The organism is Cohnella panacarvi Gsoil 349 (assembly GCF_000515335.1).
In the GTDB taxonomy this organism is placed as follows: domain Bacteria; phylum Bacillota; class Bacilli; order Paenibacillales; family Paenibacillaceae; genus Cohnella; species Cohnella panacarvi.
In genome coordinates this window covers 2,442,255-2,460,419 of the sequence record NZ_KI911563.1, presented here as the reverse complement: position 1 = coordinate 2,460,419, position 18,165 = coordinate 2,442,255, and the positions used below count along the sequence as shown (strand labels likewise).

The 18,165-nt window shown below is 56.0% G+C and carries 18 protein-coding genes and 1 other RNA gene; 18 read left to right on the top strand and 1 reads right to left on the bottom strand.

The features are described from left to right. Positions 1 to 70 precede the first annotated feature (70 nt). The 3 genes from COHPA_RS0111835 (at position 71) to argS (ending at position 3,111) form a co-directional block, all read left to right on the top strand. On the top strand, positions 71 to 313 hold the full coding sequence (locus COHPA_RS0111835; RefSeq protein WP_027086378.1) for a DUF7667 family protein: 243 nt from the start codon (positions 71 to 73) through the stop codon (positions 311 to 313). Positions 314 to 900: 587 nt separating this feature from the next. Beyond that, positions 901 to 1,389 (top strand): YwiB family protein, encoded by a 489-nt coding sequence (locus COHPA_RS24410; RefSeq protein ID WP_027086377.1) that lies wholly within the window; start codon positions 901 to 903, stop codon positions 1,387 to 1,389. Positions 1,390 to 1,428: 39 nt separating this feature from the next. Continuing rightward, entirely contained in the window at positions 1,429 to 3,111 is a 1,683-nt protein-coding gene (gene argS, locus COHPA_RS0111825; protein ID WP_027086376.1) for an arginine--tRNA ligase, read from the top strand. Here argS and COHPA_RS0111820 read toward each other — a convergent pair whose 3' ends face one another. Then, positions 3,112 to 4,251: a S8 family peptidase gene (locus tag COHPA_RS0111820; protein WP_027086375.1), complete on the bottom strand. Its 1,140-nt coding sequence runs from the start codon at positions 4,249 to 4,251 to the stop codon at positions 3,112 to 3,114. A 385-nt stretch (positions 4,252 to 4,636) separates the two neighbouring features. Here COHPA_RS0111820 and rpoE point away from each other — a divergent pair, with 385 nt between their 5' ends. The 15 genes from rpoE (at position 4,637) to COHPA_RS0111750 (ending at position 17,777) form a co-directional block, all read left to right on the top strand. Then, positions 4,637 to 5,239, top strand: coding sequence for a DNA-directed RNA polymerase subunit delta (gene rpoE / locus COHPA_RS0111815; protein WP_027086374.1), 603 nt, complete (start codon positions 4,637 to 4,639; stop codon positions 5,237 to 5,239). A 241-nt stretch (positions 5,240 to 5,480) separates the two neighbouring features. After that, positions 5,481 to 7,085, top strand: coding sequence for a CTP synthase (locus tag COHPA_RS0111810; RefSeq protein ID WP_027086373.1), 1,605 nt, complete (start codon positions 5,481 to 5,483; stop codon positions 7,083 to 7,085). Positions 7,086 to 7,223: 138 nt separating this feature from the next. Then, positions 7,224 to 7,619 (top strand): response regulator, encoded by a 396-nt coding sequence (locus COHPA_RS0111805; protein ID WP_027086372.1) that lies wholly within the window; start codon positions 7,224 to 7,226, stop codon positions 7,617 to 7,619. A 250-nt stretch (positions 7,620 to 7,869) separates the two neighbouring features. Then, a complete protein-coding gene (locus COHPA_RS0111800) occupies positions 7,870 to 9,120 on the top strand; it encodes a UDP-N-acetylglucosamine 1-carboxyvinyltransferase (RefSeq protein WP_027086371.1) in 1,251 nt (416 codons plus the stop codon). A gap of 45 nt (positions 9,121 to 9,165) precedes the next feature. Further along, positions 9,166 to 10,470, top strand: a complete 1,305-nt coding sequence (gene rho, locus COHPA_RS0111795) for a transcription termination factor Rho (protein ID WP_035120690.1) — start codon at positions 9,166 to 9,168, stop codon at positions 10,468 to 10,470. 26 nt (positions 10,471 to 10,496) lie between these two features. Continuing rightward, complete coding sequence (locus COHPA_RS0111790) at positions 10,497 to 11,747, top strand: radical SAM family protein (protein WP_027086369.1); 1,251 nt, start codon at positions 10,497 to 10,499, stop codon at positions 11,745 to 11,747. Positions 11,748 to 11,868: 121 nt separating this feature from the next. Further along, positions 11,869 to 12,066 (top strand): 50S ribosomal protein L31, encoded by a 198-nt coding sequence (gene rpmE / locus COHPA_RS0111785; RefSeq protein ID WP_027086368.1) that lies wholly within the window; start codon positions 11,869 to 11,871, stop codon positions 12,064 to 12,066. A 70-nt stretch (positions 12,067 to 12,136) separates the two neighbouring features. Beyond that, positions 12,137 to 12,568 (top strand): YhcN/YlaJ family sporulation lipoprotein, encoded by a 432-nt coding sequence (locus COHPA_RS24405; RefSeq protein ID WP_027086367.1) that lies wholly within the window; start codon positions 12,137 to 12,139, stop codon positions 12,566 to 12,568. A 72-nt stretch (positions 12,569 to 12,640) separates the two neighbouring features. Then, an RNA gene (gene ffs, locus COHPA_RS24830) (signal recognition particle sRNA large type) lies at positions 12,641 to 12,905 on the top strand. A 94-nt stretch (positions 12,906 to 12,999) separates the two neighbouring features. Further along, on the top strand, positions 13,000 to 14,079 hold the full coding sequence (locus COHPA_RS0111775; RefSeq protein WP_027086366.1) for a two-component system sensor histidine kinase NtrB: 1,080 nt from the start codon (positions 13,000 to 13,002) through the stop codon (positions 14,077 to 14,079). Between the two features lie 68 nt (positions 14,080 to 14,147). Then, positions 14,148 to 15,914 carry a DNA polymerase III subunit gamma/tau gene (dnaX, locus tag COHPA_RS0111770; protein WP_027086365.1) on the top strand — a complete coding sequence of 589 codons (1,767 nt, stop codon included), beginning with the start codon at positions 14,148 to 14,150 and terminating at the stop codon, positions 15,912 to 15,914. Between the two features lie 19 nt (positions 15,915 to 15,933). After that, the gene (locus COHPA_RS0111765; RefSeq protein ID WP_027086364.1) at positions 15,934 to 16,245 is read left to right on the top strand and encodes a YbaB/EbfC family nucleoid-associated protein; all 312 of its coding nucleotides are present in this window, start codon (positions 15,934 to 15,936) and stop codon (positions 16,243 to 16,245) included. 14 nt (positions 16,246 to 16,259) lie between these two features. Beyond that, positions 16,260 to 16,859: a recombination mediator RecR gene (gene recR, locus COHPA_RS0111760; RefSeq protein WP_027086363.1), complete on the top strand. Its 600-nt coding sequence runs from the start codon at positions 16,260 to 16,262 to the stop codon at positions 16,857 to 16,859. Between the two features lie 385 nt (positions 16,860 to 17,244). Then, complete coding sequence (locus COHPA_RS0111755) at positions 17,245 to 17,514, top strand: DUF2508 family protein (protein WP_027086362.1); 270 nt, start codon at positions 17,245 to 17,247, stop codon at positions 17,512 to 17,514. Next, a complete protein-coding gene (locus COHPA_RS0111750) occupies positions 17,511 to 17,777 on the top strand; it encodes a pro-sigmaK processing inhibitor BofA family protein (protein WP_027086361.1) in 267 nt (88 codons plus the stop codon). Before COHPA_RS0111755 ends, COHPA_RS0111750 begins: the two co-directional genes overlap by 4 nt. Positions 17,778 to 18,165: the final 388 nt, after the last annotated feature.

Below are 18,165 nucleotides of genomic sequence, written 5' to 3'. Positions count from 1 at the left end.
TTTCACCGCGCCGCGTACGGTTTTAACACGCCTTCCTTCTGGGCATGATGGGAATAGGAGGGTGTTGCTCATGGGGATGCTGCCGATCTACGAGAGAATGGCGGAGCTGAGAATCATCCAGAGACGCAAAAAGCTGACGGACGCCGAGCTTAGGGAGCTCGAGCATTGCTTGGACATGAACGCCGATTATTGCTACAGATTATCGCAGTTATATAATCTATCGCTCGTCGCTTCGATTACCGATGACGTGGATTGGCAGCACGAGCTGTGCCGCGAGATCGAGAAGCTGGGCGGGCGAGTGCCAGGCGGTTGAGCGATTAATAGCAAATCGATAGTTATATCCCGGATAATCGCGTGAAATGGGAAAGTAACTGTAAATCGATACTTATTATTACGAATATACGAAAGTTGATGGATGTGGCGCTGAAATAACTGCGCATGGTTGTTAATCGGACATACTGACACCAAAGTAGACGAATGAAATGCCATTGGTTGTTATTTAATTCCAGGGAAGAAATTCCGTTCGATTCCGGTGTTTTCCGGCATCCAAGGAAGTTGCCTGCCGCTTTTTGCTTGCCACGCCAACTTTCATCCTATAAAATAGGAGCAACAAACTATAGGCATTGATCGGGACAGTACGCCCGCGATTGGAACGAACAGCGAGCCGGGACAGTGGAAGCCGGCCGTTCCGCGCGGACGGAAGCGCACCCGTGAGCCGATCGTCCGAAGGCGCCGCTGGGTAGGACGGTCCGGTCACTCCGTTATCGTGTTCAAGGCGCTGTAACCCGCGAGGCCAATCGAGCCTCCCGGGATCAGCTAGAAGAGTGGTACCGCGGAGTCAGCCTCCGTCTCTTACAAGAGACGGGGGCTTTATGTTTGTCACAGGGAGGGGAACTTGAAATGCAGGAGCAGACAGAGAACTCCTCCAAAGCTTCCGTCCGCATCAAGCTGGATAGCACGGCGGATGGAGAGAAGCTGTCGCGCGAGTTGAACGGGGAATGGTACTACAGGAACAACGGCATTTACGTGAGGTATACGGAGAGTGAAGAGGGGCACAGCGTAAGAACGCTCGTCTCCTGGAAGGACGGCGTCTTGAAGGTGGCAAGGCGCGGAGACGCCGAGTCCGATCAGACGTTCGCGCTTGGCAAACGCCTGCCGGGCTATTACGCGAACTCTCAAGTCCGGCTGAACCTCGACACGGAGACGACGCTGCTGAGAGTCGTCTCCGATACGATCCCCGGCAAAGCGGAAGGCGCGCCGCCGCAGCCGAGTTTGCCGTTAGTGCTGGAATGGCACTATTCGCTTTGGGCCGCCGACGAGCAAGCCGGAAATTTTATCGTCCGTCTTCATGCGGAACGACGCGAGGACGACGCGGAGGATGAACGGTAGCCGAACGAAAATTCAATCATTTCAAGGAGGAACGCCATTATGACGACGAACGTGTTAGACCGTTATTATGCCGATTTACGATTGACGCTGGCTGAAGCGGTAACCGCAGCCGGACTCGTATCCGACGCGAGCGAAATTCCCGCGATTACGCTAGAGGTGCCGAAGGATAAGAGCCACGGAGACTTGTCCACGAACTTGGCGATGCAATTGACGAAGGTCGCGAAGCGCAATCCGCGCCAGATCGCGGAGACGTTGATCGAGCATCTTAACAAAGGCAAGGCAAGCATTCAGTCCGCGGAAATCGCGGGTCCGGGATTCATCAACTTCCGTCTAGACAAGAGCTTCCTCTACCCGGTCATCGGAGAAGCCCAGGCTCAGGGGGAACAATACGGACGCACGGCCGTCGGCCAAGGCAAATCCGTGAACGTCGAATTCGTCAGCGCGAATCCGACCGGCAGCCTGCACCTCGGCCATGCTCGCGGAGCGGCCGTAGGGGATGCGCTGTGCAACGTGCTGGCGGCGGCAGGCTACGAGGTTACGCGCGAGTATTATATTAACGACGCGGGCAATCAAGTGAACAACCTGGCGAGATCCATTGAAGCCCGGTACCGCCAAGCGCTTGGCCAAGACGCGGAGATGCCGGAAGACGGCTATCATGGCGAAGACATCGTCGGCTTCGCCAAGGAACTGGCGGCGGAACGGGGCGACAACCTTCTGTCGATGAAGGACGACGAACGGTTCGAATTTTTCCGTAAGTACGGCCTGGAGAAGGAACTGGACAAAATCAAACGCGACCTCGGACGGTTCAAGGTCGGCTTCGACATCTGGTACAGCGAGACGTCCCTCTACGAGACCGGCAAAGTCGTCGAAGCGCTGGACGCTTTGAAGGCCAAAGGCCAAGCATACGAGGAAGAGGGGGCGGTATGGCTCCGTTCGACCGATTACGGCGACGACAAGAACCGCGTGCTTGTCAAGAACGACGGCAGCTACACGTATTTGACGCCGGATGCGGCCTATCATATGGACAAGTATTCGCGCGGTTACGATCAATTGATCAACATCTGGGGCGCCGATCACCACGGTTACATTCCGCGGATGAAAGCCGCGATGGCGGCATTGGGCAACGATCCCGACAAGCTTACGGTTCTGATCGCCCAGATGGTCAGCCTGTTCCAGGACGGCGAGAAGGTCAAGATGTCCAAACGGACGGGCAAAGCCGTTACGATGGAAGACTTGATGGACGAAGTCGGCGTCGATGCCATACGCTACTTCTTCACGATGAGAGGCATGGACTCGCACCTCGATTTCGACATGGATCTTGCCGTATCCACGTCCAACGAAAACCCGGTTTTCTACGTACAATACGCGCATGCGCGCATTTGCAGCATTTTCCGCCAGGCGGAGGAACAAGGCATCAAGCTGCTGCCGTGGGAGGAGGCCGAACTGTCTCTCCTGAATTCGGAGCAGGCATTCGACCTTATCCGCAAAGTCGGGGAACTGCCGGAGACGATCAACGAGTCCGCGCGTCTGTATGCCCCGCACGTCATTATCCGTTACGTCTACGAGCTGGCGTCGCAATTCCACAGCTATTACCGCGCGGAACGCGTCATTACCGAGAATGCCGCGGAGAGTCAAGCGAAGCTGCAGTTGCTGGCCGCGCTCAGAGTCGCGATCGCAAACTGCTTGAAGCTTGTCGGCGTCTCTGCACCGGAGCAAATGTAGCTAGACCTGAACGGCTAATTTCATCATGCGAGTCACGCTAAGCTCCCCGGCCGACCGGGGAGTTTTGCTGTTTTTTAGCGGGATGGCCGATCGCTGAATGATCGATTTGATCTGCCCGGGCGAGAGCCGGGGTTTCAGGCTGAGCAACAGCGCGACGGCTCCGGTTACGTGCGACGTCGCCATCGAGGTGCCGCTCATTTCGCGGTGCTTGCCTCGAAGCCATGCGGACACGATGCGTTCACCGGGGGCATAGACGTCGATCATGCGGCTTCGGTTCGTGAAGCCGGCAATCCTTCCCGCACGCGTCGTCGCGCCTACCGCGATCGTATTGGCGTATCTCGCCGGATAGTCGATGCTACCGGTGCGTCCGTCGTTGCCGGAAGACGCGACGATAAGGACGCCGGACCGGTAGGCGCTATTGACGGCCGCGTACAACGATCGGCTTCTCGTTTTCATGCCGAAGCTCATGTTGACGACGTCGATTCCGCTCCTCACGCACCACTCGATGCCGAGTATAATATCGGAGACATATGCCGTGCCGTTATGATCGAACGCTTTGACGGGATGGATTTGCGCGCGCGGGGCTACGCCGATCATGCCGTGCTGCTGGTTGGCGGCGGCGATCGTACCGGCGATATGGGTGCCGTGTCCGTTGTCATCCTGGGGCAGTTCCATACGATGAAGCAGATTGATGCCCCGTTCCAGCGAATGGCGGAGATCGGGATGCCTGAAATCGACCCCGGTGTCGATTACGCCTACTTTGACGCGATATCCTGTCGCGCGGCTCCATGCGGCCGGCGCGCCGATGTGCCCGACGCCCCAAGGAATGCCCCGCTCGCTGACGATGCTGCCGCTGGGAAGCGCTTGAAGCTGCACGGCTTCATCCTTCTCCAAGGCCAGCTTACCGCGCAGGAGCGGAGGAATTTCGGCCGTCTCCGGCAACGAACAGATCATGGCGGGAATGACGCCGAGCGGATGAATGCCCCGCAGCTTCGGATGATGAGGAAGCGCGGCTTGCAACATCCGCTGGAATCGGTCGTATAGGCTTTCTTCGGTGAACCGGAGAATCGTTCTGCGTTCCGCTTCGTGACCGGATTCAATAGCGTCCAGAAGCCATTCGAAGACTTCGTGTCCATCCAAGGCGATTCCCTCCCGGGCGAATGTGCGGGCGGCAAGCGCATGCCAAGGCTCGCCGACTAGCCGTGTCCTCTACTGTATGTGAGCACTTGCAGAACGGTATGGGAATCAAGCCTTTTTGCCATCGAAATAGGCGGCGTTCCGTGGCAAAATCCGCGTCCGGGCATACGATGAAGGGAGAGTTTCCCGGAGAGACTCTCTAGCACGCCGGTTCCTCCGCCCGCGGAGCGGCCGGGAAGGGATACAGTCGAAAAGCGAAGGTGTCGTCCGAGCAGGACGCTCCTTCGCTTTTTCGTAATGGCTTGCTTGCAATTTTATGAGAAATAAGGTTAACTATAGGTTGACAAATCAACGTGAAGAAACGGTTCACATACAGGGAGGAACACACTTGAGCGCCGAGTACGTACTCAAACTCGACTCCGAGAAAATCCAGGAAATGCCTATGGTCGACCTTGCTTTCGAAGTGCTGAAGGCAGCGAACACTCCGTTCTATTATCGCGATCTGATGATGGAAATCGGCAAGATCCGCGGACTATCCGAAAGCCAGATCATCGACGTTATCGCGCAGTTGTACACGGAGATCAATATTGACGGACGATTCGCGTGCGTTGGCAGCAACGTATGGGGATTGAAGCGTTGGTATCCGGTCGAGCGCACCGACGATCCGATTACGGGCGGCGGCAAGCGTCCGCGCATTATTAACGACGATGACGATCTCGACGACGAGGACATTTACGGCGACGAGGAAGAAACCTTCGCAGCGGAGGACGAGTCGTACGATCTGTTCGACGAAGAGCGCGAAGAGATCTTCGACGAAGGAGAAGAAGCCGCCGAGGTCGACGAGGAGGTCATTCTCGAAGACGAGGAGGACGCTTCGCTCGACGAGGAGCTGGACGACAAGGGCGCCGATGGCGAAGACGAGTTGTTCGACGACGAAGACGAAGAAGAAGACGAAGATGCAGCCTTCGAAGACGAAGAAGAAGAGAACTAGATAGAGCCGCCCGAGCATAAGAATAACGATTCCGACGCGGGCTTGACACGGTTTGTGTCAGACGTTAAACTTATGCTTGGGCTTTAGAAGTTTAGGTATTTCATAGTATGAGGAATTCAAAGTGCCCCCATTTATTGGGTGTCACTTTTTTGTTTTTTTTACCGCTTTTGCGGGAAGGAATGCTTGGATCTAGGTAACGATAATGAGGATGCCGCAGGCATGTGGTAGGAGGTTTCGTAGGGTGACTAAGTACATTTTCGTAACCGGCGGCGTTGTCTCGTCGCTCGGCAAAGGGATTACCGCCGCCTCGCTCGGGCGGTTGTTGAAAAACCGCGGACTAAAGGTGACGATCCAGAAATTCGATCCTTATATTAACGTGGATCCGGGGACGATGAGCCCTTACCAGCACGGCGAAGTATTCGTCACGGACGATGGAGCGGAGACGGATCTCGATCTAGGGCACTATGAACGGTTCATCGATATTAACTTGTCGAAGAACAGCAACGTGACGACGGGTAAAATTTATTCGACGGTCATTAGCAAGGAACGCCGCGGCGAGTACCTCGGCGGAACGGTCCAAGTGATCCCGCACATTACGAACGAAATCAAAGACCGCGTATTCCGCGCGGGCAAAGAAGCGGGTTCCGACGTCGTCATCACGGAAATCGGCGGCACGGTAGGCGATATCGAGAGCTTGCCTTTCCTCGAAGCTATTCGCCAGATTAAGAGCGACATCGGACGCGACAACGTGATGTACATTCACGTTACGCTTATTCCGTTTATTAAAGCGGCCGGCGAAGTGAAGACGAAGCCGACGCAGCATAGCGTGAAAGAGCTTCGGAGCATCGGCATTCAGCCGAACGTGATCGTCTGCAGGACGGAATATCCGCTCGCGGAAGATTTGAAACGCAAGATTGCTCAGTTCTGCGACGTCGAATCGGACGCCGTCGTCGAGTGCCGCGACGCTTCCACGCTGTACGAAGTGCCGCTGAACCTTCGCGCGGAGGGGCTGGACGATTATGTCGTCAAGCATCTGAAGCTGAAAGTCGGACCGCCGGATATGACCGAGTGGACGGAGCTCGTGAGCCGCGTCAAGTCGCTCAAGCGCACGACCGAAATCGCGATCGTCGGCAAATACGTCGCCTTGCACGACGCCTACCTGAGTATCGTCGAATCGTTGTCCCATGCGGGCTTCGACGCCGACGCGGAAGTGAACATCCGCTGGGTGAACGCCGAAGAGGTGACGCCGGACAACGTCAAGGAGCTTCTCGGAGGCGTACATGGCATTCTCGTCCCGGGCGGATTCGGAGATCGCGGCATCGAAGGCAAAGTTACGGCTATTCGTTACTCGCGCGAGACCGGCATTCCGTTCTTCGGAATTTGTCTCGGCATGCAAGTCGCCGTCGTTGAATATGCGCGCGGCATGGCGGGATTTGACGGCGCGAACAGCTCGGAGATCAATCCGGCGACGCCGTATCCGGTTATCGACTTGTTGCCGGAACAGAAGGATATTGAAGATTTAGGCGGTACGATGCGCCTTGGCCTCTATCCTTGCAAGCTAGTCCCGGGAAGCTTGGCGGCGCAATGCTACGGCGAAGAGCTCGTATACGAGCGCCATCGCCATCGGTACGAATTCAATAACGAATATCGTGATCGGATCGAGTCGGCAGGCCTTCGCATCTCGGGCACGTCCCCGGACGGACGTCTGGTCGAGATGGTCGAATTGCCGGACCATCCATGGTTCCTGGCGGTGCAATTCCATCCGGAATTCACGTCCCGTCCGAACCGTCCGCAGCCGCTGTTCCGCGAATTCGTCAAAGCGTCATTGCGCCGAGCGGAAGCTTGATGTACTCTGCATGAGCCGTCACAGGGAACGCTTCGATCATAAATCGAAGCGTTTTTCATTTTTTTACATGGAAAGAGCAGGAATTTGACCCTGTCGCCGCGAATATTGCTAGCGATAGTAAAACGGGGGGATGCGAGCTTGGATAAGAAGAAGTTGCTCATTGTTGACGATCAAGTCGGCATCCGGATCTTGCTGCTGGAAGTATTCGCCACGGAAGGCTACGAGACGTTCCAAGCGGCCAACGGGCGCGCGGCGCTGGAGATTGCGAAGATGCACCGGCCGGATCTCGTGCTCCTGGACATGAAGATTCCGGGAATGGACGGCTTAGAGATTCTTAAGCAGATAAAGGAACATGACAGAACGATCAAGGTCATCATGATGACCGCTTACGGCGAGTTGGATATGATCAAAGAAGCGATGGATTTAGGTGCATTAATGCATTTCACGAAGCCTTTCGATATCGATGAGATGCGTACGGCCGTTAATTTGCAAATGGATGAAGGCGCAACGTCCCGATTCGCTTCCGGGTCGTAAGCCTTTTTTTTTGCCTACTTTTATTGCCAATCATGAGGAAATATTCATTCGGTTTACTTCCTGCGGTCGTTATTGCTATAATATTGCAGTGTCTAACCAAATTTAATTGGTTCTTAGATAGCGGCCTCTTTCGAGAGGCGAAGTAGCATGTACACACCACCTGCGCACGGGAAAACGTCAACAGGCGTTTTCCCGTTCCTTCATGTGTCGGTGATTTTTCTATCATCGGCAACATCACGAGGAGGAACTCATGGAGATATTGATGGTACGGGGGGGCCGCCCGTTGCGGGGCACCGTTGCGATAAGCGGCGCGAAGAACAGCGCGGTCGCGCTTATACCCGCGGCAATCTTGGCGGAATCGGAAGTAAGACTGGACAACCTTCCTCAGCTTAGCGACGTAGCGGTATACGCGGAATTGTTGGAACAGCTCGGGGGCAAGGTATCATGGACGAACGATGCGATGTCGATCGACCCGTCCGGGATGACTTCGGTCCCGATGCCTAACGGGCGCGTTAAACTGCTCAGGGCCTCCTATTATTTAATGGGAGCTTTGCTCGGACGATTCGGGGAAGCGACAATCGGTTTGCCGGGCGGCTGTAATTTCGAGCCCCGTCCGATCGATCAGCATATTAAAGGTTTCGAAGCGTTGGGAGCGGAAGTTTCCAACGATCATGGCGCCATACGGATTAAGGCCAAAGAGCTGAAGGGCGCGAAGATCTATCTCGACGTCGCAAGCGTCGGCGCCACGATCAACATTATGCTCGCGGCTTCTAGAGCCAAGGGGCTTACGGTTATCGAGAACGCGGCCAAGGAGCCGGAGATCATCGACGTCGCTACGTTGCTGAACGCGATGGGAGCGAAGATCAAAGGCGCGGGCACCGAAACGATCCGCATCGAAGGCGTTAAAGAAATGCACGGCTGCAGGCACTCCATTATTCCCGATCGGATTCAAGCCGGCACCTATATGATCGCGGCGGCGGCAACGCGCGGCGACGTCCTTATCGATAACATTATCCCTAAGCATTTGGAAGCGATGACCGCGAAATTGCAGGAGATGGGCGTGCACGTCTACGAGATGGACGAGTCGATCCGCGTCGTCGGCCAGCCGGACTACGAGGCGGTCGATGTCAAGGCGCTCGTCTATCCGGGGTTCGCCACCGATCTGCAATCGCCGATGACGAGCTTGCTCACGCAATCGAGCGGCGTTAGCGTGCTGTCCGATTACGTGTACAGCAACCGGTTCAAGCACGTTCCCGAGCTCGCGCGGATGGGCGCGAACATTCGCGTCGAAGGACGCTCCGCGATCATCGAGGGCGGACCGCTCAACGCCGCGAAAGTACGGGCAGCCGATTTGCGGGCGGGCGCGGCGCTCGTCGTAGCGGCGCTGACGGTGCAAGACGGCACCACGGAAATTGGCGGCGTCGAGTACATCGATAGAGGCTATGAACGTCTGGTCGCGCAGCTTAGCAATCTTGGAGCGGAAGTATGGCGTCAAGGATAACCGATGATTTTTGAATAAAAAGTGGGGATTCTATTGTCCGATTTAATGTTAACAGACCTGGAAGAGCTGAAGCTGAACGAGCTATACAAGCTCGCGAAGCAGCATCAGATCCAAGGCTATGCGCAGATGAAGAAGAAAGAACTGATGATCGCCATCCTGCGCGCGCAAGCGGAACGAAGCGGCTTGATGTTCATGGAGGGCGTGCTCGAGGTCATGCAGGAAGGCTTCGGCTTCCTCAGGCCGATCAACTATTACCAGAGCAACGACGACATCTATATTTCCGCTTCGCAAATTCGCAAGTTCGACCTGAGAACCGGGGATCTCGTCTCCGGCAAGTGTCGGGCGCCCAAGGAGAGCGAGCGCTTTTTCGGGTTGCTGCAAGTGAACGCCGTTAACGGCGTATCCCCCGAGACTGCCGCAGAACGCCTGCATTTTCCCGCGCTTACCCCGCTGTATCCGCAAACGAAGCTTAAGCTCGAATCGTCTCCCACCCACCTGTCCACGCGCATTATGGATATGATCGCTCCCGTCGGACTCGGCCAGCGCGGCCTGATCGTCGCGCAACCGAAAGCGGGCAAGACGCTGCTGCTCAAGGAAATCGCCAACAGCATTTCCGCGAACCGGCCGGACATCGACCTGTTCGTGCTGCTCATCGACGAGCGGCCGGAGGAAGTGACGGACATGCAGCGTTCGGTCAAAGGCGAAGTCATCGCTTCGACTTTCGACGAAGTGCCCGAGCATCATATTAAGGTGGCGGAGCTCGTGCTGGAACGCGCGTTGCGCCTGGTCGAGCATAAACGGGACGTCGTGATTCTGCTGGATAGCATCACGAGATTGGCTCGTGCGTACAACCTGGTCGTGCCGCCTTCGGGACGCACGTTGTCCGGCGGGATCGACCCGGCGTCTTTCCATCGGCCGAAGCGGTTTTTCGGAGCCGCGCGCAACGTCGAGGAGGGCGGAAGCCTGACGATATTAGCCACGGCGCTCATCGAGACCGGCTCGCGCATGGACGATATTATCTACGAAGAGTTTAAGGGAACCGGCAATATGGAGCTGCATCTCGACCGCAAATTAGCGGAACGCCGCATTTTCCCGGCTTTGGACATCCGTCGCTCGGGAACCCGTCGCGAGGAGATGCTGCTCGAGAAAGACGCGCTCGAGAAGCTTTGGGCGATTCGCAAAAGCATGAACGATTCGATGGAGTACGTGGAACAATTCCTCAAGAAGCTGTCGAATACGAAAACCAACCAAGAGTTTCTGGATTCGCTGGACACCGGCGGAGGCTCGGCATCGTCCGGACCTGGCGGCACGGGCGGCTCGCGCCGCGCGCCTCGGGGCAGCTCCTCTTGAGAATGGCGAAGAGGAGGGCTTAGCCTATGTATTTGGTTTACGCGGACGAGCATGGGAACGTGTTCGATCATGGCGAGCTTTACGGCGTTGCCCGAAGCGGCAACGACCTTGTCGAGCTGCTCGAGGAGGAGCTTATCCCCCTCCCGGCCGGCGCAACGCTCGTAGGCTTGCCTCATACGAAGCCGATCGGAATGGACCCGAAGAGCGGCGAGATGAAGCTGCTCTCCGGCAATTATCAGGCCGTCGGCGCACTGCTTCCGCAGGGATTTACGCGCTTCTACGTTCCGGGCTACTACAAGACGGATAAGACGCAGAAGTTCCCGCTCTTCGGCTATACGGCCGTCGTGTGGAAAGACGGCGGTTTCTACGTCGCGGCGGACGCGACCGACGATCCCGAACCGTGGAATCCCGAGCGCTGCGACCGCGGAGAGCTCGAGATTCAGGTCGATCGTCTTCTCAAGACGTATCCGGACAATCAGTTATACAAGCACTTGTCGCATTGCGCGCTGGAATACGAATGTTTGACGGCATCCAATACGTTCCTTCAACGTTTGGAGGGCGCGGTTCCCGTGTCGTTCTCCTGCAATGCCGGATGCTACGGATGCATCTCCGAGCAGCCGGACGACAGCGGCTTCGTGGCGCCTCAGACGAGATTGAAGTTCAGGCCGACGGTAGACGACGTCGTGAACATCATGCTCGAGCATCTGAAGACGCCGGAGTCGATCGTCAGCTTCGGCCAAGGCTGCGAAGGCGAGCCTTCGACGCAGGCGAAGACGATCATCGAGGCGATCAAGCGGGTGCGCGCGGAAACTTCGCTCGGGTACATCAACATCAATACGAACGCCGGATTGTCGGATCACCTGCGAGCGATTACGGACGCGGGGCTGGACTTGATGCGGGTCAGCACGATCAGCGCGCTCGACGAGCATTATAACGCGTATTACATGCCGCGCGGCTACACCCTCAAGAACGTGGAGAAGTCGCTGCGCTACGCGGCTGACAAAGGCGTATACACGTCGATCAACTACTTGATTTTCCCGGGGGTAACGGACCGCGAGGAAGAGATCGAAGCGATGATCGATTTCGTGAAGCGCACCGGATTAAAGCTCATTCAGATGCGCAACCTGAATATCGATCCGGACGCGTATTTAGACTTGATCCCGCCCGCGAAAGGCGAGATTTACGGCATGAAGACGCTGCTCGACATTTACCGTCAAGAGCTTCCGGACGTCGTGATCGGGTCGTATACGCATGTTCCGCCGCAGCCGCGCCGATAATCCATCCTTATTTTAACGTTGACGGGGTTATTGCCTTGGCTGTTGTCGCGTGCTATAATCTTCTCATGTGTCTATTACTCTGGATACGACCGAGATCCAGGGCAGAAAGAAGGTGAACCCTATGAAAGAAGCTATTCATCCGAAGTATCATGTGACCATGGCAACGTGCGCATGCGGAAATACGTTCGAGACGGGTTCGATTCGTTCGAACCTGAAAGTCGAGATCTGCTCTAACTGCCACCCGTTCTTCACCGGCAAGCAGAAGTTCATCGACGCAGGCGGACGCGTTGACAAGTTCAAGAAGAAATACGGCATGTAAGTTTGCCGCTTAGGCGATGCATAGCCGAGAGCCTCCCTTGAAATCCTACCGGATAAAGGGAGGTTTTTTAATGCTCACAAAGCGGTCAAGAACGGCGTTAATCGCGGCGGCGGCTTGCGTCCTGCTTATATCCTCAGGATGCGGGAACAATGGCAACAACGCGAACAACGGCAATAACGCGAACGATGGGAACAATGGCGTCCAGGCGCAAAACTATCCCGAAGACGGTTACATGGGAATCACGAATACGAACCCGAGAATTCCCGGTCATCACATGACGAACACGTACGCCAACGACAGTCGGGCGATTTCCGAAGCGATCAGGAACGTACCCGGCGTTGCCGGCTCGAGAGTGACTTTCAACGGAGCCGATGCTTACGTGACTATCAAAGTAGACCCTTCGCTTAGACCGAACGAAGTACCGACCGTCGAAAGCCAAGCGGCTTCGGTGCTCCGATTCAACTTTCCGCGGTACACCGTTCATGTCAGCTCGATGAGGTAATTGGCGTTCGCGCCCGAGGGAACTGTTTCCGCAGGTTGCGCTTCTCGCGGCCATCCGCTATACTTAGTTTTGCCGTGCTAGACGGGGAGGTAGCGGTGCCCTGTAACTCGCAATCCGCTCCAGCGAGGTCGAATTCCTGTTTAAGGTTTTGTGATGCAGGTTCCGGTAAGGAAGTGCCGTGTTGACGGCAGAGTCCTCCGCGAGGAACGGCCATGAACCCGGTCAGGTCCGGAAGGAAGCAGCCGTAAGTGGTTTAGTTCTTGTGCTGGAGGGCAGCTCTGCTTGAGCGACGCTTTCTTATTAGGCTGGATCATAATTATCGAGGACAGGTGCACGGTCCTGAATATAACTTCCACGATGAATAAGCACCTTAGCGTATGAACGAACGCTGGGTGCTTTTTTGTCGTCGTTGGGAATCGGGGGGAAGGCTGATGGAGGTCGAATCGGAGCGCGTGAAGCAGGCTTGGTATATGGCGCGGTTCATGAATCATTTTCTGGCGATGGAAGGAACCGGCGTTCTCGTGCTCGACTCCGAATTTCGGATCGTGGAGATTAGCGATATGCTATGCGCGATGTTCGAGTGCCGGAGGGACGACGTCGTCTCCAGCGATCTGGGGGACTGGCTTGCGGGGCTGCGAATGGATCCGCCGCCGTTCGACAAGGCGCTATTGCGCGGAGGGGCGTTCCGGGACCGGAGTTGGACTTGGAAGTGGAAGGGCAAACGTTTCTCGATGATGCTCGACGGTGACGCCATGGAGGATGACGGCAGGCGGATCGGCGCGTTCGTTATTTTCCGGGACGTCTCGCACCAAGTGGCCCTCGAGGAGCAGATCAGGCAATCGGACCGGCTCAAGACGATCGGTCAGATCGCCGCCGGCACCGCGCATGAAATCCGCAACCCGCTTACCGCGATGAAAGGTTTCATCCAGTTGCTCGGCAAATCGCTGTCCCAGCGGAACATGGAGCGCGAGCAAGAATACATAAGCATTGTGTTATCCGAGCTCGAGCGCGTGAACGAGCTTGTGGGAGATTTCCTGTTGCTCAGCAAACCGAAGGAGATCAAGCACGAGCTGATTCGGGCGGGTATGGTCGTGCAGGAAATCATGCCTATGATCCGCAACGAGGCTTTGCTGCACAACGTAGCCGTCAAGCACGATCCGAAACACGACCTAAAGCCTATCGTCGCCGATAAAGATTTACTCAAGCAAGTATTCCTTAATTTAGCCAAAAACGCGATCGAAGCAATGCCGGACGGAGGGACGTTGACGATAAGAGAGTACGGTTATCCCGAACAACCGGACAAACTCACGATAGAACTGCAAGACACGGGCACGGGAATACCCGCGGAATCGCTCGAGAAAGTGTTCGAGCCTTTCTATACGACGAAGCAGCAAGGGACGGGGCTCGGGCTGTCGGTTTGCCAGCGCATCGTTCACGATTTGGGCGGGCGGATCGAAGTCGAATCGGGCAAGACCGGAACGACGTTCAGAGTATGGCTGCCCTATTCGTAGCATTGGTGGAGCGTGCCCTCGCAATGATGTATAATGGTTGAAACGGAATTCGACGGGAGCGACAAGCAATGGCACATCTTGCTTTGTACCGGGCCTGGCGTCCCCAGACGTTCAAGGATATGGTCGGGCAACAACATATCGTACAGACGTTGCAGAACGCGATTCGCGAGAATCGTCTCTCTCACGCCTATTTATTCAGCGGTCCGCGCGGAACCGGGAAAACAAGCGCCGCCAAAGTATTGGCCAAAGCCGTCAACTGCGAGCGCGGTCCGGCGCCGGAGCCGTGCAATGAATGCTCGGCATGCCAGCGGATAACGGCTGGAGCGGTCATGGACGTCGTCGAGATCGATGCGGCCTCCAATCGCGGGGTTGAAGAGATTCGCGACATTCGCGACAAAGTGAAATATTCGCCTACTGAAGTACGGCGTAAAGTGTATATTATAGACGAAGTGCACATGCTCACGACGGAAGCCTTCAACGCGCTCTTGAAAACGCTTGAAGAACCTCCTGGGCATGTGATGTTCATCCTGGCGACGACCGAGCCGCATCGGCTTCTTCCAACGATCGTCTCGCGATGCCAGCGGTTCGATTTCCGCCGCGTGTCGCTTGAAGAGCAGACAGGACTCATGAAGGAAATATGCGCCGAAGAGAACATTAACGCGGAAGAGGAAGCGCTTAAATATATCGGACGCCTTTCGGACGGAGGGATGCGCGACGCGCTTAGCTTGCTGGATCAAATTTCCTCGTTCACGGGCGGCGCCGTAACGCTTGCCCAGGCGGTCGAAGCAACGGGCGGTCTCCCTTCGGAGCAGTTCGCCAGATTAGCGGCGGCGATCCGCGATGCGGATGCATCGGCGGTGCTGCAAGAGATCGACGAGATGATGCGGGCGGGCAAGAGCGCGGACAAGTGCTTGGAGCAGCTCATGCATTATTTCCGCGATATGCTCCTCGCGCTGCTGGCGCCGGAAGCGACCGGTTCGTCCGGACGGATCGCCGATCCGGGCGAGCTTCGCAAGATGGCGGACGGATTTTCTCGCGAACGGTTATTTGCTATCATTGATTTGTTGAACCGTTATCAGAGCGAAATGAAATACGCCGCTCACCCGCAGACGATGTTCGAGATCGCATTATTGAAGCTTTGCTCGGAGCCGGAGAACGCCGGCGGTTCGCGCTCGGCACAAGGCGGAGACGCGGCCGGTCGCGGCGAGCTTCAACAGTTGAGGCAGCAGCTTGCGGGATTGGAGAGCAAGCTTAACGCCGCGTTAAGCGCAGGTTCCGCTTTCGGTACGGCCGGTGCGTCCAGCGCCAGCGGTTCCGGTCGGACAGGCGCCGGATCCGGCGGCTCTTCATCGCCGGCCTGGGCGGCGCCCGCGGTATCGCGAACGAGGCTGATCTCGCTCGCCGAGACGGCGGGCAGTTCCGGTCCGGAACTGACGGCGAAATGGCCTCAGATCATGAACGGCGTAAAGGAACGGGGCCGCACGATTCATGCGATGCTGCTCGACGGCGAGCCGGTCGCGTTCTCCGAGGATACGATCGTGGTGGCGTTTAATAACACGTTTCACCGAGAGAACACGGTTAAGCCGAACAGCATGGCGATTATCGAAGAGGTGCTTCTTTCCGTGTTCGGCACGCCTGTCAAGTACCTTGCCGTCATGCAGAAGGACTGGAAGGAAGCGCTCGCGGCGAAGGGCGGAGCCCAGGAGGCGGCTGCTTCCGAGACTGAAGAATTCAAGCTCGTACCGGACGGCGACGGGCAACCGGCGCAGGACTCTTCCGTTGACGAGGCCATCCGTCTGTTCGGGGAACAGCTAGTAACGATCAAAGACGATTAGATTAGGGAGGATCCGCGCAATGAACAACATGAACCAAATGATGAAGCAAGTGAAGAAGATGCAAGAGCAAATGCTTAAGGCTCAAGAAGAACTCGGAACGAAAACGATCGATGGTTCCGCGGGCGGCGGCGTCGTGACGGTAACCGTTAATGGCCATAAGAAGGTGCTCGGCATTGCGATCAAACCCGAAGCCGTTGATCCGGAAGACGTCGAGATGCTGCAGGATCTCATCCTGACCGCGGTTAACGACGCGCTTGCCAAAGCCGAAGAGCTGGCGAACAAGGACATGGGCAAATATACGGGCGGCATGAAAATTCCCGGCCTGTTCTAAAGGAGCACGACCCGTTGTTCTATCCGGAACCGATAGCCAAGCTGATCGACTCCTTTTCCCGCTTGCCGGGGATCGGACCGAAGACGGCGGCGCGACTGGCTTTCTACGTCTTGCGTATGAAAGAAGACGAAGTCATCGACTTCGCCAAAGCGCTTGTTAACGTGAAACGCAACTTAACGTATTGCTCGGTATGCTGCAACATAACGGACACGGACCCTTGCCGGATTTGCTCCGATAAGTCCAGGGACATGTCCGTCATCTGCGTCGTTCAGGAGCCTAAGGACCTTGTCGCCATGGAAAGAACCCGCGAGTACAACGGTCACTACCATGTGCTCAACGGCGCGATCTCCCCGATGGACGGGATTGGACCGGACGACATCCGGATCGCGGAGCTGCTTCGCCGTCTAAGCGACGAACGCGTGCAGGAGATGATTCTGGCGACGAACCCGAACATCGAAGGCGAGGCGACGGCGATGTACCTATCGCGACTCGTGAAGCCTTTCGGCATTAAAGTCACGAGAATCGCGCACGGCTTGCCGGTCGGCGGCGACTTGGAATACGCGGATGAAGTTACGCTGTCCCGAGCGCTCGAAGGCCGCAGAGAACTGAATTGATCCTTGATCCATACCTAGATCGTACCGCCGAGAGCGCAGGCTCTTCGGCGGTTTTTCGTTTTATCCGAAAGGGTTGTTGGGAGATAAGGACAAATCGACATTTATTTAGAACAGTTCGCCTGTACGGCAGAAAATAACAACAAATCGTTAGTATCTTTTGCGCGATTGACCTGGATGGCCGAGTTTCGCCTCGAATAACTGCATACTGTCGTTATTTTTACATTAGACGTGATTACTAAGAGAAATAGATGCGTATAGTCGTTATTCCAACAGGCGCGTACGATTCGAAAAGACAATTTCATTCTAATCCTGGTTCTCCTTGCATATGCATGATATGGGGTTGTCCTCTCGGACGACCTTACTGATGGATGCGGAGGGGAACTTCATGCTGCCACAATTTAATCGGCGCGCTCATGCTCAGGCTGCGCTCGGAGAAGCTTCGGAGCGAAAGCAACTGATCGAGGACGTCCGTCAAGCGGAGCGCGAATGGGCGCTGGCCCAATGGCATTTCGACAATGCACTGGGAGACGATCGGATCGATTACGCGATCTTTACTTTAGAAGCGGCGGAAAAGAAACTGGACATGCTGCTCAAACAGGCGAAATGGTTATGGAAGCAACCGGGGTCGGACGGGAAAGGCGGTCAAGGCGAATGAAGACGTTCTGGATTGCTATGCTTGCGGTATCGGCCACCTCGCTTGGTTTAATGATTGTACGGCAGAAAGCGCCGAAGGGCTGGCTGACAAGATTCGGCATTCATTTGGTCGTGTCCGCGATGGCGCTCTACGCGCTCAACTTCTCGGGCTGGATCACCGGATGGTACGTCCCGCTCAACCCCGTTACGATCGGAACGGTCGCGGTTCTCGGACTACCGGGCATCGGATTAGTATTAAGTTTGCAGACGGTTTTGCTGGCATAAGGCATAAACCTGCGGAAGCGGGTTTTTTGCTTCGTACGGGGTTTGAGGAGATGGCGGCGATTACCGGTGAAAAATGTCGGTTCAGACGTTGACGCGGCCCATGCGTCTATGGTACATTAGTTCTCGCGCCTGTTGGGCTTAAGTAACTCGCTTGGGCGGCATGAGATAAATACCACAAATTAGTGGTTGCATCGAATGTGGGCGCTGTGATATATTATAAAGGTCGCCGCTGACGCGGTGGCCACGAAAATGCAACGAAGCTTGTTCTTTGAAAACTGAACATCGAGCGTAATTTACGGTAATAAAACGTTCACTTCGGTGAACAAACCAGCAATACAGATTGAGCCGAAAGGCTCTTCGATAAAGGTTCAACTTTTATGGAGAGTTT